Origin of the sequence: Flammeovirga sp. SJP92, from assembly GCF_001583495.1 — a bacterium.
In the GTDB taxonomy this organism is placed as follows: domain Bacteria; phylum Bacteroidota; class Bacteroidia; order Cytophagales; family Flammeovirgaceae; genus Flammeovirga.
This window is the reverse complement of record NZ_LQAQ01000031.1, coordinates 44,586-61,045: the sequence shown is the minus strand read 5'-3', so window position 1 is coordinate 61,045 and position 16,460 is coordinate 44,586. Positions and strand designations below refer to the sequence as shown.

Below are 16,460 nucleotides of genomic sequence, written 5' to 3'. Positions count from 1 at the left end.
GCATTATGTCTATTGTAAAACAAGCACTTGACCACAAGCAGATTATTCTCACTATCACTTTCCTAATTGTCATGTATGGTATTTTCTCTTTGGAAACGATGCCAAGAAGGGAAGATCCAAAATTTAACATTAGAGAGGGACTGGTTGTGGCATTTTTCCCAGGGGCGAGCAGTGTTGATGTGGAAAAAAAAGTGACAGCAAAAATTGAAGATGTACTTTTCAGTTTTGAGGAAGTCAATAAAGAAAAAACTTATTCCAATTCTAGGGAAGGGGTTTTGTACATCGTTGTAGAATTACAGGATTACGTTACGCAAGCTGATATTTTCTGGTCAAAGCTTCAAAACCGCCTTAATTTGCTTAAACTCACAGAACTCCCTTCCGGCGTGATAGGCCCCATTGTACAATCTGACTTTGGGGATACCGTGGCACTTTTGGTTTCTTTCCAAAGTAAAAATAGAAGCAGCAGAGAAAACCAAGGGTATGTAGATGAGTTATGTGATCGGCTGAGAGGTATTACTTCCCTTTCTAAAATCAAAAAGATGGGCTCCAAAAAAGAATGTTATTACATCAATGTGGATTATAGAAAGCTAAGTCAATATAAAATATACACTCCTCAAATTCTTGCCTCTTTAGCTGGTGAAAATCTGATTGTTCCCTCCGGGCGTATTGAAGTAAATGGCATCAATACACAATTTATCAGCACACATCAATTCTCCAACCAATCAGATATTGAAAATCAAATTATTGCCGTAGGCGCTCAAGGAGAAACTATTCGGATCAAAGATATTGCCGAAGTGGAAAGAGGATTTAAAGAAGATGACCAATATATCAGAGTCAATGGTACCTCCTCCATTCTAATTTCAATGGAAATGCAAAACGGTTTCAATATTGTTGATTTTGGAGAGGAAGTAGAAAACATGGTAGAAGAATACCAATCTGAGATTCCTTCAGATGTAAAAATTGATTATGTGGTCAATCAGCCTGAAAATGTAAAAGAAAGTATCAATGATTTTATTCGTGAGTTTTTCATCGCTATAATCTCCGTGATTATTGTAATCCTGCTTTTACTTCCATTCAGAGTGGCACTTATTGCCACGTTGGCCATTCCTGTTACAGTAGCCTTTACGTTTGGTATTCTTGATGGTTTAGGCATACAATTACAGCAAGTTTCATTGGCCTCGCTTATTGTGGTTTTAGGAATGCTGGTAGATGATGCCATTGTAATTGCTGATAATTATGTTGAGAAATTAGAAGAAGATTTTGATCCTTATGAAGCCGCTTGGCGTTCGGCAGACGAATTGAAAATTCCTGTTTTTACCGCAGGGTTGACTATTGCTGGAGCATTTTTCCCACTTATCACCCTCTCAGGAGCAGTAGGCGAGTTTATTCACTCTCTTCCTTTAACTGTGGCTATTGCCATTAATGCTTCCTATTTGGTGGCCATGCTTCTCACTCCTTATTTATGTTATACTTTTATCAAAAAGAAATTTGAGAAAAAAGAAGGTGGAAAGAAAAGTATGCTGGATTACTTACAGCTCTTCTTTGATCATGCCATTGACCTTTCATTTAAGTATCCAAAAACGTTATTTCTCTTCTCTACCCTGTCATTTATTGTTGGCGGCAGTTTGTATTTTCTATTAAAACAAAAGCTATTCCCTGCCGCCGAAAGGAATCAATTTGTGATTGAAATAAGAACCAAAGAAGGTACCGCATTGAGCGTCACTGATAGCATTACACTTGAAATTGAAAAGCAGATCAACAGCAATGAAAAATTGGTCAGCTATGCTAGTTTTGTTGGTACTTCCTCCCCAAGATTTTACTACAACTATGCTCCAAAATTCCCACAAAGTAATCTGTCCCAATTATTGATCAATACCATTTCTAATGAAGCTACTGAAGAATGGGTAGCTGAATTAGAAGAAATTCTTCCCGACAAGTTCCCAGAGGCTGTGATTGATGTCAAAAAAATGCAACAAGGAACTCCTTATGAAGCACCCATCGAATTAAGAATCAAAGGAAAAGATTATGCAACTATTCAAAAGATTGCCAAGGATATAAGAACCATCCTAGAAAAATCTCCTTATTCTTTTAATGTTAGAAATGATCATTTTGAAAATCAATTAAGTATTGAAGTAAATACCATTAAAAACGTTGCACAACAATTGGGCATCAGTGAAGCTACTATCATGAGGCAACTTACGGTAGCTTATACAGGAATGTCCGTGGGTACATTGTGGGAAGGAAATACCGCTTTGCCCATCATTATTCAAGATAAATCTGTAAAACATAAGAACATTGAAGGGTTGAAAAACTTTTATGTGACCAGTATGATTACAGGAGCAAGTTTTCCACTGATGGAAGTGGCTGAAATTTCCCCAGCATGGATGCCTTCTAATATCAAACATAGAAACGGTGTAAATACATTGACCGTAGAATCACAAACTAAGGTGGATGTACTGCCTTCACAAGTGCTTAATTCCATTCGTGAGGAATTGAACAATTATCAGATGCCACATGGTTATGAATTAGAGATTGGCGGTGAAGATGAAAGTCAAAGAGAAACGTTTGAAGAAATGAACAATGTGATTCTTTATTGTGTATTTATCATATTCCTTGTTATTCTGATGCAATTCAAGACTCTGAATCAGGTGAGTATTGTATTAGCTGCAATTCCGCTTAGTGTATTTGGGGCCTTCTTCGGACTGCTATTATCAGGCTATCCATTTGGTTTCACAGCATTTGTAGGATTGGCTTCTTTAGTGGGGGTATCAGTGAGGAACTCCATTATTTTAGTCGATTTCGCCAATGAATTAGTCATCAAAGAAAATCACACCATCAAAGAAGCCGCAATTGGGGCGGGCAAAAGAAGAATCAGGCCTATTTTTCTTACCACTATGGCGGCCGCAATTGGGGTGACACCAATGATTATTTCAGGTTCTCCAATGTGGGCACCTTTGGCCACAGTTCTTGCTGTAGGTCTTGTCTTCTCCATGTTTATGACCTTATTGACAATTCCTGTCCTTTATTGGAAGTTTGGAATGACAGAAGAACTCAAAAAGCACATTTCAAAAGGAGCTGCAGTGATTCTATTCTTTTTCATTTTCCAACCCAATGACCTACTGGCTCAAGAAACCATACAGTTAGATCAATGTGTTGAGATTGCAAAACAAAACAACCAACAATTACAATTATTGCAGCTTGAGATTCAGAAAAAGCAAAAGGAAGTCCATAAAGTCACAGCCAATTACCTTCCAACTGTGATACTTGATGGAGGCCTTTTTTGGTATTATCACACTGAGAGAACATCTGATGTCAGCTTAAAAGTCAATGAACTGCCATTGATCGGTGAAGTCCCTCCTATTCCCTTTGGAGCAGAATTTACATTGGCTGAAAACAATACGTTTTTAGGAGTTGCAAATGTTGGTGTTTATCAGCCCATTTCTCAGATTTTTAAGATAAAAGCAGGTTCTGAAGTAAAGGAAATTGATTATAAAATAGTACAGAATAAATACTATGAGGCTGAACAGCAGATCCGCTCTGGTGTTTCGAAACTTTATGTAGGCATTGCCATTGAGGAGGCCAAGGTCTCAACCTATCAAGAGCAAATTGAATTGATTCAGAAAAAATTAAAAGATGTAGAGGTAGGTGTTGATGCAGGGGAATTACTAGACGTATATGCCATAGGGTTACAAGCTGATTTGCTCGATCATCAATCCAAATTCCAACAGTCGAAAATTGATGCTTCAAAATATAGATTACAATTGAATACCATCTTAGACTTTCCCCAAGATTCAATATGGAGTGTAGCTGAAGTCACTTATGATTCCATTGGAGTACTGGAACTTCTGAGTACTGTAAGTACTGATTCTTCCATTATTCTGGACAATTACAGAGTGAGGGAATCCAACTTAATGATAGAAAAGGCGGAAGCGGGATTATCCTTTCATAAAAACCAGCATATTCCAGATATTACCCTTACAGCACAGGGCTTTTATTTTGGTAATATTCCTTTGATTCCACAAACTAACGTTTTAGTAGGTGCCACATTAAGCTGGCCAATACTGCAGTGGGGAAAGAAATCACGTGATGTTGAAATTTCTAAAATTCAACTCCAACAGGCAAAGCTTCAGCTGGATGAAAATAAGAAAGAAGTTACAAAAGATATAATTGTAGTATCTGAAGAATTAAAAAATGCAATGGTCATTTTGAAAACAGCCCAACAGGCACTTAAATTTAGAGATCGCGAATTAAAAATAAAGAAAGACGCCTTTGACAACGGCCTTCTGAATTATAAAGATTACTCTGACTGTCAGGAAAAAAACCTTGAAAGCAGAACTCTTGTACTCAAAGCTAAAGCGAATGTGATTGTCAAAGAGTACGAATTAAGAGGTTTAATCAACAGTCAATAATTGACAAGTTTCCATCTAAATTGAAGGATTGTAACATTGTTTAGTAGATACAGGGTTAAATTTGCCCATTTCTTCTTTATGTTCGCTGATAGTCTTAAATTGAGAATACGTAACCTAATACAAAAATTAACTCGCTCAATTGTTGACTATCAAAAGAATCATATTTAGACTACAGGGGATTGGAATGCACGAAGGATTAGATGTTGATACTGTAAAAAAAATCTTTCTAACCAATTCATTTTCATTTACGAGTATCAGCGTGACATTCATCATGTTATTATACGCTTATTATTTAGAGCTGAGTAATTTGATGATAGCATTCATTGGAGGGATTGTGTTGCTTTTATTTTCACCTCCATTACTGAACTATCTTCAAAAATTCACATTAGCAAGAATTGCATACCTTTTCAACTCCTTTCTCATCTTGATGACAATTGGTATTGTATCCGGAACTGAATCACACGCACAATTTTTACTTTTAACTTATTTGGGACTACCGTTTATCTTATTTGATGAAGAACCCGCCGATGTTAAAGTGGTATTATCTTCCTTCGGGATTATTGGTTTCATTTACCTTCAATGGCATTTGAATAACTATGATCCTGTTTTTAAAATACCAGATGAAATAATATGTGATATAAGATTAATCAATGAGCTTACAATCTTTGGTATAGTATTGAGCTTATTTTATTTTTTTACATCAATTAATAATAAATATCTCGATAAACTTAAGAAAAACAAGAATGAAATTGAGGATAAAAATAAGGAGCTGGAACACTTTGCTTATATCTGTTCTCATGACCTAAGTGAACCTCTTAGAACCATAGATGGTTTCATCAGAATCATCAAAGAGGAGTCAGACTTAACAAACAAAAAACTCAATACTTATTTTTCTTATGTGGAGGCGGCAAATCAAAGAATGAATATAATGATTATTAGTTTATTAGAATTTGCAAAATTGAAAAACAAAAATGAGTTCCATATTTTTAATGTCTATAACATCATAGGAGAAGTAAAAATAGACTTGTATCAATTGATCTCAGAGAAAAATGCAATTATAGAATTCTCTAATAATTTACCTAACATCATTGGTTTGCCCACTCAGGTTAAACAGGTATTTCAAAATTTGATTATCAATGGTCTTAAATATCAGTCTCCATTTACCCAACCTATTATCAAAATTTCATATAAAAGTACACCTGAATATTGGGAGTTTTGCGTGGCAGATAATGGTATTGGTATAAAAGTAAGAGACCAGAAAAAGATCTTTCAGATATTTACAAGATTGCATTTAAAATCTGACTTCCAAGGTGATGGTATTGGATTAGCATTCTGTAAAAAAATAGTAGAAATACACCAAGGCAAAATCTGGGTAGAATCTATTTATCAGCAAGGAAGTAAGTTTTATTTTACAATTAAAAAAGACCTAGCACTTAAAGATAACCATGTCAGTGCAGAAGTATTTATTTAGTTAAAAAAATGACTTGAATCTGATATAAGCAAACTATAGTAAAATTGTAGGATAATAACTTTATATATAAACGCAATTGGTTAATCATTTCAATATTTCGTATTCTGCATTTGACCTAGTATATTTCTTCTAACCAATAGGACTACCTAATTTTGTGAATTAATTCCTCAGTCTTTGAAAAACTCTAGAATCAAAAAAATGCTATTTACGCTTCAAAACATTGGAGTGCATGAGGGATTGGATGCTATGACAGTCAAAAAGGTACATCTCGCAAATAATCTATCTCTGATGTGTATTGGAGCCGCCAGCATCCTTTTTATATTTACACTTACGTATAATGTTCCACTTGAAGCCAAAGTTTTTCTTTGTTTTATTGGTCCTGTTTTATCTATCATTCCCACTTTAAATTATTTCAGGTATTACAGAATCGCTCAAATTGCTTTTTGCTGTTTAGCATTACTCATCATCACTTCAATGAGTGTTACATTAGGCAAATCATTCCATTTTCAATATGTTTTACTCCCCTATCTCGGGTTGCCTTTTGTGATGTTTGAGGATGAAATTGGAATTAAGAAAATTATATTCTCATTATTTGGTATCCTCCTTTTTATCTATTTGGAATGGCACTTTTGTAATTTTGATCCACTTATCACACTTCCTGAAGACGGCCCGAAAGCCAATCAATTCCTTACTGACATTCTCATATTTGGTATTGTGTTTCTGTTATTTTTCTTTTTTATCAATGAAAATAAAAGCTACATCAAGAAGCTTCAAAGAAAGCAAGAACAGCTAGTAGATAAGAACTATGAGTTAGAACACTTTACCTATATCTGTTCTCATAATTTGAGTGAACCTTTACGTACTGCCAGTAGCTTTTTAGAGTTTGTCAAAAAGGAAATCAAAGACTCGAGCAAAAAACTAGACATTTATTTCAACTACATACATGAGGAAATTGAACGAATGGATCAGATGATTCTAAGTCTCTTATCCTTCTCCAAATTAAGTAAGGCATTTGACTTTAAAGTAACCGACTTGAATACTACCTTATCTGATATTAAAATTGAGCTGAAAGAGGTCATTGCGGAAAAGAATGTTGTCTTCAATTATGAGTACCTGCCAAGTATTTACGCAGAACCTCAACTTATCAAAAAGTTATTTAAGCACCTTATCTCAAATGCTATCAAATATCAAAAGCAGGATGCTCTACCATTCATCACAATTCACTTTAAAGAAAACCCCAACAATTGGGAATTTGTTGTTGTTGATAACGGCATAGGTATTAAGGAAGATAATCAACACAAAATTTTCAGCATGTTCACTCGTCTTCATCTGGATTCTGAATATGATGGAATTGGCGTTGGTCTTTCCTTCTGCAAGAAAATAATTGAGATTCACGGCGGGCAAATTTGGGTAGAATCAAAAGTCAATGAGGGAAGCAAATTTCATTTTTCCATCAAAAAACATTTACCGGTTCAGTAAAATATCGACACTTTAAATTGTATGATTATAACATTGTATAGTAGTTCAAAAGTGAAATCGATTTATAATTTTCTATTCTAGCGATCACATAGTATATTTCTAATAGCTCACAAAAACCTAATTACTCAATTTTTAAATCCCTTATCTTATTGAAAAATTCACGATTCGGAAAAATGATAACCGTACTCCAAAATATTGGAGTGCAGGAGGGATTGGATGCTGATACTATCAAAAAAATTCATCTAACCAATTCAATCTCCTTCATGGGGTGCTTGTCTGCTGTGGCTATGCTAATTTATGCATTGGTGATGGACACTCCGTATTATTCAAAACTTGTCACAGCACTTGTAATTCCTGAAATAATGATCGTACCATTGCTCAACTATTCAGGGAAATACTATGTGGCAAGAATCACACATTGCCTTTTATCCTTATTTATTTTAATGACTGTGGCCATTGTTTCAGGCCCGCTTTTACATTCTCAATTTCTTTTAGTGCCATACTTAGGCCTTCCATTTATTTTACTGGATGACAAAAAAGGAAGAGTAAAAGTCTTACTTTCATCCGCTGGGATTATTGGTTTTCTATATCTAGAATGGCATTTCAGAAATTTTGATCCTCTGATTTTTCTTGACCCTAGCATTGTATTTGAAACCCGGTTGCTCAATGAAATCATCCTTTTCGGTTTTATTATCTGTCTCTTCTATTTTTTCACCTCTGAAAACAACAAATACCTTGAAAAACTGAAAAAGAAAAATGAAGAAGTTGAGGAAAAAAACAAGGAACTGGAACATTTTGCGTACATCTGTTCCCATGACCTAAGCGAGCCACTGCGAACCGTAGATGGCTTTATTAGTATCATAAAAGAAGAATCTGATTCCTCTAATGCTAAGTTGAATACCTATTTTCATTATGTAGAGGAAGCTAATAAGCGGATGAACACCATGATTCTAAGTTTGCTGGCTTTTTCAAAACTACAAAACAAAAATACTTACCAAAGTGTCAACAGTCATGATATTATCAGTGAAATAGAAGTAGACCTAAGCCAATTGATTCTCGAAAAAGAAGCTACCATTGAGTATTCTTATTTGCCAGACATTCATGGTCTCCCCACACAGATTAAACAGGTTTTTCAAAATTTAATTATCAATGGCATCAAGTATCAATCACCACATACAAAGCCAGTAATCCAAATTTCTTATGAAGACACCCCTGATTACTGGGAGTTTTGTGTAGCGGACAATGGGATTGGAATTAAAGAAAAGAACTTGCAAAAAATCTTCCATATGTTTACTCGCCTTCACTTAGATAATGAATTCAAGGGACAAGGAATTGGTTTAGCTTTCTGTAAGAAAATTGTAGAGATCCATAAAGGAAAGATCTGGGTTCAATCAAAATATCAGCAGGGCAGTCAGTTTTATTTTACCATTAAAAAAGATTTACCTATAGAAGTCAATAAAATACCCACTAAAACACTACACTATAAACCCAAAAGCTATAAAAATGTAGATTAACGATTGACAAGGAATTATATCTTTTATGAAAAAATTAAAGCATATTGTATTCAACATTGGAATTCAAAAAGGACAATCTCCTACAATGATTAAAAAAGTACGTTTGTTAAATGAACTTTCTTTAATCGCTATAGGGGTTATCATCATTTTTTTTATTACTTCAATATCAATCAATTCTCCTTCAAAGATTACAATAATTACGGGTTGCTTAATCCCTGTTTTTGGTATAATTTTACTTCTCAACTACTATCAGAAGTTTCATTTATCTCAAATTATTTACTGTGTCTTATCATTAATTATCATTGGTGGAATGGCTATTAGCTTAGGAGAAGTTTTTCATTTCCAGTATCTATTCATTCCTTATTTAGGGCTACCTTTAATCATTTTTGAAGAAGTTAAAACACGTAAAAAAAATACATTTACACTTTTAGGTATAATGGTGTTCAGCTATTTAAGATGGCATTTCCATCATTTTGAACCCCTCATTTCCACAACTGAAGAAATACAAAGGTATAGTCAAATGGTAATTGACTTTATCAATTTAGGGGTCTCATTGGTTATTTTATCTATCTTCTTATCAGAAAATAAAAAGTATATTAATAGTATTAGAGATAAACAGGAACAACTTGAACGGAAAAATTATGAGCTAAAACATTTCACCTACATCTGTTCTCATAATCTTAGTGAACCACTACGCACAACTAGTAGTTTTCTTCAATTTATTAAAAAGGAAACCCAAGGTCCAAATGAGAAATTTGACCTCTATTTCAATTATATTCATGATGAGATGAAGATTATGGATCAAATGATTCTGAGCCTGCTCACCTTCTCTAAACTAAGTCATGAACAAGAGTTCAAAGCCACTAACCTTAATGGTATTCTTTCTGAAATCAGTAATGAAATGAAAGATATAATCACCCAAAAAAATGTGATACTTACTTACCATCTATTTCCTGAGATGGATGTTGCTCCAGATCTTATCAAATTATTATTTGAACACCTCATCACCAATTCGATCAAGTATCAAAGTGAAGATGCAATTCCTGAAATAAATATCACCTATACAGAATGTGATACCTATTGGCAATTTTGTATAGCTGACAATGGCATTGGTATTACAGACCAAAATCAAGATAAAATATTTGATATGTTTACCAGACTTCATTTGAAATCAGAATATGAGGGTATTGGTGTTGGTTTAGCTTTCTGCAAGAAAATAGTGGAAATGCACCAAGGCAGTATATGGTTTAAATCTAAGCAAAATGAAGGTAGCCAGTTTTATTTTACTATTAAAAAAGATTTACTATTGGAAGTCAAAAGTACTCCAACACCAACACTTCATTACAAACCTAGTCAATTTAAAAATGTATAATTAACTGTCTTTCAATCTCTAATACATATTTTTAGACACAAAAAATCCTGATATCGATCTTGTACATTGAATACAAGATGAACATCAGGATTTTAATTATTGGAGAAATAAAGAGCATGTTTGGAATATATATTTTTACACGCTCTAAGAATTAATATCCTTCGATTTCCTCTAAATAAGGTACTCTTGCTTGAACACCTTTCATTGAATTCATCCAATTCATGATTTTATCAGTTTCAGAAGAATACTCCCCTAACAAACTCTTTTTCAAGTAAGCTTGAGCATCGATTTCTAAGTTCTTAAACATTTCTTGGAAAATATCAATCTCACCAGGAAGATACTTCACTTCGTATCCATCTTCTTCTAAACCAGCCAATTCAGCAGCCATTTTAATAGCAACTTCATAGCCACCTAATTCATCTACTAATCCCACTTGTTTCGCTTGAACACCTGTCCACACTCTACCTTGAGCCACTTTTAATAAATCATCAATATTCATATGACGACCTTCAGCTGCTTTTTCAGTAAATGTCTTGTAGCCTTCCTCTACGCTTTGCTGAATAATAGCAAAATCTTCTTTCGTAAAATCATCCAAAGGTGATTGGAAGTTAGAAAACTCACCAGTACTTACTGCATAAGTTTTAATACCTAATTTCTTGCTTAGTAATTCAGATGGATTGAACATTAACCCAAAAATACCAATAGAACCTGTGATGGTATTAGGGTAAGCTACAATCTTATCGCAACCCATAGAGATGTAATATCCACCTGAAGCCGCATAAGTTGACATAGAAGCAACAACTGGCTTTTTCTTTTTAAGGTTTTGAACCGCTCTCCAAATCAAGTCAGAAGACAATGCACTACCACCTGGAGAATTCACTCTCAATACCACAGCATCCACTGATTCATCATCGGCTAACTCATTAATTTCTTTCACTAAATCAACGTTGGTAATTGCTTTTGAACCACTTTCTGATTTTCCATAAATAATTTCACCTTCAGCAGCTAAAACAACAACCTTACCGTCCTTTTCAATATCATTTGTTCTAGGATCAAAAGCGTTTTTGTATTTGTTATATTTAATAAAGGAAATATCAGATGTTTTCTCCACTTCCAACATCTCAGCTATATGTGTCTCCGCTTCATCTTCATAAACTAGCTCATCTACAAATTTATATTGCTGCGCATCATGAGAATTTCTAATCAACATCTTATTAGAGATATTTCTCAACTCCTCTAATTTAATACCTCTTGACTCGCTGATACCCTCTAAATATTCATCATACAAAGAATTTAGATAAGAGGAGATTTGCTCTTTGTTGGCAGCACTCATTTTATCTGTCATGAAGGGTTCAACAGCACTTTTATATTTACCTACTCTGAAAATCTCTGGCTTAACACCAATTTTCTCAAAAAAGTTTTTCAAGTAAACAATTTCAGAAGAAAGACCATTAAACTCTAAACCACCAATTGGGTTCAAATAAATCTTGTTGGCTTCTGCTAACACAAAGTAACCTGCTTCTGTAATGTAGTCAGCATATGCGTAAATAAACTTCCCTTCATTCTTGAAGATTCTTAAGGCATTTCTTACTTCTAATGCCATTGGCATACTACCACCAAATGTTCCACCTTTAATATAAATACCTGAGATATTATCATCATGAGTAGCTTTATCGATAACATCTAAATAATCTTGTAAACTCACTGAGCCTTTTGAAGGAAAGAAGCTTGAATTAAGAGATTCGAATGGGTCTGTTTCACCGATTTCATTAATGGGTTGAGATAATTTTAGTACTAGTACAGATTGATCATCAATCATAGTAGGTTCGGAAGTACCGCTAGAAGCTGATGCAATAATTCCAATCAATGCCACACTACCACCAACAATTACTACTCCTGTAAAAATAGACATTCCTAATAGTACGGCGAAAATGGTCTTTAAAAATCCTTTCATATATATGTTTTTGAAGTTGTGTTTATAATTATTATTTGAGTTTTTATATATGTAATAAACAATAATAAAGTTAAAACATTATTACCGTCTTACAATATCTTTTAATGTATAAATCTTATACAATTCAAAAAAAAATAGGGCTTTATTACATTTTCGTTGAAATATTTGGCAATTAATGTTTAATATCTTAAATTGACAAAAAATTTAGTATTCCTAAGTGTAAAAAATCATCAAATGTCGAAAATACCATCAAAATTTGGAAAAAACCTAAGGTTTTTAAGACAACAGCAGAAGCCCAAATTAAGTCAAACTGATTTAGGAGATCAATTAAGTACAGAAGAAGATATTGTATCAAGAAGTGCAGTATCCTCCTATGAGGATGGTCGTGCAGAACCTAATTATTTCCGTTTAGAACGTATTTCTCAGTTCTTTAATGTTGCCATTGATGATATTTTGACAAAGGACCTTACATTAATGGATCCAATTAGTGTTCAAAAGAGAGAGAATACAGAAGAGCATATTTCAGGAAAAGGAATGCGAATTCTTGCTATTCCAACAGATAAAGAAACTGACGAAGAGAACATTGTATTAGTGCCTGAAAAAGCCAGAGCCGGATATGCAGCGGGATACTCAGATACTTCTTTCTTCAAAAACCTCCCAAAATATACACTGCCTTTCTTACCAAAAGGAAAAACATATAGAGCATTTGAGATTACAGGTGATTCCATGCCTCCATTAGAAGAAGGTACAATTATTATTGGTGAATACATTGAAGACTGGAAAACTATTAAAGAAGGTTCAGTTTGTATTGTCACCACAAAATCAGAGGGTTTTGTACTAAAAAAAGTGTACAATAACATTAATAATAATAATAGTTTCATCCTCAAATCAACCAATCTAAAGTACTCCCCTTACGAGGTTAGTGCACTAGAAATCAGTGAGATGTGGCGTTTAGTCGCTCACATTTCCAGAGAGTTTCCAGAGAAGGAAGCCAATGACTCATTATCAGAGATGCAGGAAGCAATTTGGAGGCTTGATCAAGAAGTCTTGAATATCAAGAGTAAAAAATAAATCTAAATAAAAATATTATTATTCGAGGAAATATTTGATTTATCATCTATTTCCTCTTTTTTTGCTTTTTAAATAAAAAAACAGCCACTATTTAAGGATTGTTTTAATCTATAGGCATACGTTTTTAAGATATTAGTATTTTGATATTATTTATAAATTCATTTTTTAAGTCAATTACTCTACTACATCTTAAACATAAAATAAAGTCTAGATCTATTAAATAGTTGCTCATTGGTATTGCAATAATGAGATTCATAACTAATTAGAGAAATACCTTTTTCTAAATAGTTACTTACGCGTTTAGAACTTGCATTAATGATAATAGCAGATAAAAAAAAGGAAGATAATATATGTGAGTACATCATATATATCTATCAATCAGAGGAGTTATTGAGGGCCTTTAATTTTAATTTTGACGATATAAAAGAATATGTTCTTAAGCATATTACAAAATTAACTGAAGAAGAAAAAGAAGAGGTACTGAACTGGCATAAAGAACTAATGAAACTCATGGAATCTGAGGAGGTAATGAAGGAAGGACATTGCTCTTTGGCCCAAAACGAGATTGATACAATTACGACAATTCATGAGAAACTTCTAAAAGAAGATCAGGATTATTTGAAAATTTATCAAAATGCCGCTCCACATATTGAGAATAACTTAAAAATCGCTGATGGTTTAATTACAAATCCAATACAAATTTGTATAAATGGGATATTTGGGTTATTATTACTCCGAACAAGAGGGAAAAAGGTTGATGATCAGACGAAAGAGATTCTTAATACCTTCGGAGATGTTTTATCGTATCTTGCATTTAAATATAAACAACAGTTCTATTAACGTATAGCATAACATTCATTAATTGATTTTCCTTACGATTTACGTTTACAAATAGTACAAAGATATAGCCTCTTTCTTTTTTATGATTTAAACAAGTATTTAGGTTGTAATCTATCACTACAAATTTAACTATCTTAATTGAAACAGTCGAATTATGAAAACTACTTCGCCCGAAAAAACAACTACAGAAGAAATCTGGGTTGAGCTACCCTTTACTGATAAGAAGTATGAAATTAGTAACAACGGTAAAGTTAAATCTTATGCTCGTTCTCAAAAAGGTGAACTTATTAAAGGAAGAGATATAGGAGGTGGTTACCTTTCCATTGACTGCAAAGTAAATGGGAAGAAGAAATCATTTTACGTACACCGTTTGGTAGCTGAAATGTTCCTTGATAAACCAAAAGAAGAAGGACAAATTGTAATCCATAAGGATGGCGACAAGTCCAACAATCAAGTAGACAACCTAGAATGGTGTACTTTGAAAACAAGGTTTGCCACAAAAAGAAAATACATTCCAGATTATTCTGAAAAGTTTGTAAAAAGCTGTAAACCATCTAAGAAAACCGCTGAAAAACCAATTGACGGTCATGATTATTACCATTATAAAAACAAATACCACCGTATTTCAGATAATGGATCATGCTTGTTTATCAGAGTTAACGAAGATGGCAAATGGAAATCTTTGGCTATTGCCGAGATTATTTTGAGAGACCTAGGAAAGCTTAAACCTTCAAAAAGTCACAAGCTTGCCTACAGAGATTGGGATTATAAGAACTTGGCTCCTATCAATTTATTCTGGGAAACCCAAGCTGACAAATCAACACGTCTTTTGGAGCAACGTCCGTTACAATTAGACCGAATCCGTAAAATGGGTCAGTCACACCGTAAAGAAATCGCACAGCGTAAAAAAGATTTAATCAAGAAATACCTTGATGAAGGTAAAAGCATAGCTAAAATCAGTAGACTTCTGGATATTGGATACACAAGATTGTACAACTACATCAATGAAAATGATCTAGCTGCAATCACTCAATATTCAAAAAAAGAAATTGAATTAGATTAAAGAAACAATTGATGCCATTATAAAGTAAATTATAATGGCATCGTTGTTATTATTAAAATAATATTACATTTTTTTATTGCCAGCTAAAAGGATATTCTTCATCTAGAAACGCTTTTGCTTGTTCGGTTATATATAATGGAGCAAATGTATCTACCATAACCGCATATTCTTCAGTCCCTTTTTTGCCAATACTTTTTTCCATAGTTCCTGGATGTGGCCCATGTGGTATTCCTCCTGGATGTAATGTAAAAGCACCTTGTGCAATTCCCTTTCTGCTCATAAAGTTTCCTTCTGTATAAAACAGCACTTCATCTGAATCAATATTAGAATGATTGTAAGGTGCAGGAATACTTAAAGGGTGATAATCAAAAAGACGGGGTACAAAAGAGCAGACAACAAAAGCTCCTCTGGCCTGAAAAGTTTGATGTACTGGCGGTGGCTGATGCAATCGACCTGTTATGGGCTCAAAATCGTAAATTGAAAAGGTATAAGGATACAAGAAACCATCCCACCCAACAATATCAAATGGTGAATTCCCATAAATATAATGGTGTAATTCAGCACCTTTCTTGATTTTCATGGAATACTCCGACGCTGTCATATCTAAGTCTGACAACCTTACTGGCGGATGTAAGTCTCTTTCACAATATGGTGAATGTTCAAGAAGCTGTCCTAATTCATTTCTGTAACGACCTACCGTTTCAATTGGCATTTTAGATTCTACAATCAAGAATTTCTGAGTGCTATCCTGATCAAATTCCATTTTATAAATGGTCGTTCGAGGAACCACAATGTAATCCCCTTTTTGAAACGGGACTACACCAAACTGTGTATGCATTTCCCCTTTTCCTTCATACACATAGATCATCTCATCACCATCGGCATTTTTAAAATAATCTTCCATTTGCAACTGCTTTGGATAGCATAATGAAATAATGCATTGGCTATTGACCATCAGAGGTAACCTTGCAGAGAGATAATCATCTCCTGTAAATTCAACATCAGCAGTTTTGAGATGTGTCATTTTCAATCCATACCCTTCTAGTATCTTGTATCCATAAGGAATAGAAGCTTTGATTCCTTTGACTTTTGTAGGAGGTACTTTATGGTATATGTTAGAATAAATACCTGAAAACCCCAATGAACTCACCAATTCTTCATGATACAATGAACCATCAGGCTGTCTGAATTGAGTGTGCCTTTTAGGAGGAATTTCTCCTAATCTGTAATAGTAAGTCATGATAGTTATGTGTTTAAAGCATGTGTTATAACAACGCAAACAACGCT

Annotated in this window: 10 protein-coding genes; 8 read left to right on the top strand and 2 right to left on the bottom strand. The window is 33.8% G+C overall.

What is annotated here, in order from left to right; all coding sequences use genetic code 11:
* The first annotated feature begins 5 nt into the window (after nt 1-5).
* The 5 genes from AVL50_RS07475 to AVL50_RS07455 all read left to right on the top strand — a co-directional run bounded on the left by AVL50_RS07475 (nt 6) and on the right by AVL50_RS07455 (nt 10,245).
* Nucleotides 6-4,409, top strand: a complete 4,404-nt coding sequence (locus AVL50_RS07475) for an efflux RND transporter permease subunit (RefSeq protein ID WP_082795708.1) — start codon at nt 6-8, stop codon at nt 4,407-4,409.
* A gap of 184 nt (nt 4,410-4,593) precedes the next feature.
* Nucleotides 4,594-5,880, top strand: a complete 1,287-nt coding sequence (locus AVL50_RS07470; RefSeq protein WP_062615861.1) for an ATP-binding protein — start codon at nt 4,594-4,596, stop codon at nt 5,878-5,880.
* Nucleotides 5,881-6,078: 198 nt separating this feature from the next.
* Nucleotides 6,079-7,359: an ATP-binding protein gene (locus AVL50_RS07465; protein ID WP_062615860.1), complete on the top strand. Its 1,281-nt coding sequence runs from the start codon at nt 6,079-6,081 to the stop codon at nt 7,357-7,359.
* Nucleotides 7,360-7,532: 173 nt separating this feature from the next.
* Entirely contained in the window at nt 7,533-8,873 is a 1,341-nt protein-coding gene (locus AVL50_RS07460; protein ID WP_062615859.1) for an ATP-binding protein, read from the top strand.
* 25 nt (nt 8,874-8,898) lie between these two features.
* Nucleotides 8,899-10,245 (top strand): ATP-binding protein, encoded by a 1,347-nt coding sequence (locus AVL50_RS07455; RefSeq protein ID WP_062615858.1) that lies wholly within the window; start codon nt 8,899-8,901, stop codon nt 10,243-10,245.
* Nucleotides 10,246-10,396: 151 nt separating this feature from the next.
* Here the strand turns inward: AVL50_RS07455 and sppA are convergent, their stop codons facing one another.
* Nucleotides 10,397-12,199 (bottom strand): signal peptide peptidase SppA, encoded by a 1,803-nt coding sequence (gene sppA, locus AVL50_RS07450; RefSeq protein WP_063850596.1) that lies wholly within the window; start codon nt 12,197-12,199, stop codon nt 10,397-10,399.
* A 234-nt stretch (nt 12,200-12,433) separates the two neighbouring features.
* On the opposite strand from sppA, the gene AVL50_RS07445 reads away from it, so the two are divergent.
* The 3 genes from AVL50_RS07445 (at nt 12,434) to AVL50_RS07435 (ending at nt 15,173) form a co-directional block, all read left to right on the top strand.
* The gene (locus AVL50_RS07445) at nt 12,434-13,270 is read left to right on the top strand and encodes a LexA family transcriptional regulator (RefSeq protein ID WP_062615878.1); all 837 of its coding nucleotides are present in this window, start codon (nt 12,434-12,436) and stop codon (nt 13,268-13,270) included.
* Nucleotides 13,271-13,585: 315 nt separating this feature from the next.
* Entirely contained in the window at nt 13,586-14,110 is a 525-nt protein-coding gene (locus AVL50_RS07440; RefSeq protein ID WP_062615856.1) for a DUF4924 family protein, read from the top strand.
* Between the two features lie 154 nt (nt 14,111-14,264).
* On the top strand, nt 14,265-15,173 hold the full coding sequence (locus AVL50_RS07435) for an NUMOD4 motif-containing HNH endonuclease (RefSeq protein ID WP_062615855.1): 909 nt from the start codon (nt 14,265-14,267) through the stop codon (nt 15,171-15,173).
* 73 nt (nt 15,174-15,246) lie between these two features.
* On the opposite strand, the gene AVL50_RS07430 is transcribed toward AVL50_RS07435, so the two are convergent.
* On the bottom strand, nt 15,247-16,413 hold the full coding sequence (locus AVL50_RS07430; protein WP_062615854.1) for a homogentisate 1,2-dioxygenase: 1,167 nt from the start codon (nt 16,411-16,413) through the stop codon (nt 15,247-15,249).
* Nucleotides 16,414-16,460: the final 47 nt, after the last annotated feature.

What these genes read in the sequence shown, in the direction of transcription:
- AVL50_RS07475 (WP_082795708.1), top strand. Translation starts at nt 6, where the DNA reads ATGTCTATTGTAAAACAAGCACTTGACCACAAGCAGATTATTCTCACT.
- AVL50_RS07460 (WP_062615859.1), top strand. Translation starts at nt 7,533, where the DNA reads ATGATAACCGTACTCCAAAATATTGGAGTGCAGGAGGGATTGGATGCT.
- AVL50_RS07465 (WP_062615860.1), top strand. Translation starts at nt 6,079, where the DNA reads ATGCTATTTACGCTTCAAAACATTGGAGTGCATGAGGGATTGGATGCT.
- AVL50_RS07435 (WP_062615855.1), top strand. Translation starts at nt 14,265, where the DNA reads ATGAAAACTACTTCGCCCGAAAAAACAACTACAGAAGAAATCTGGGTT.
- AVL50_RS07430 (WP_062615854.1), bottom strand. Translation starts at nt 16,413, where the DNA reads ATGACTTACTATTACAGATTAGGAGAAATTCCTCCTAAAAGGCACACT.
- AVL50_RS07440 (WP_062615856.1), top strand. Translation starts at nt 13,586, where the DNA reads ATGATAATAGCAGATAAAAAAAAGGAAGATAATATATGTGAGTACATC.
- AVL50_RS07445 (WP_062615878.1), top strand. Translation starts at nt 12,434, where the DNA reads ATGTCGAAAATACCATCAAAATTTGGAAAAAACCTAAGGTTTTTAAGA.
- AVL50_RS07455 (WP_062615858.1), top strand. Translation starts at nt 8,899, where the DNA reads ATGAAAAAATTAAAGCATATTGTATTCAACATTGGAATTCAAAAAGGA.
- AVL50_RS07470 (WP_062615861.1), top strand. Translation starts at nt 4,594, where the DNA reads ATGCACGAAGGATTAGATGTTGATACTGTAAAAAAAATCTTTCTAACC.
- sppA (WP_063850596.1), bottom strand. Translation starts at nt 12,199, where the DNA reads ATGAAAGGATTTTTAAAGACCATTTTCGCCGTACTATTAGGAATGTCT.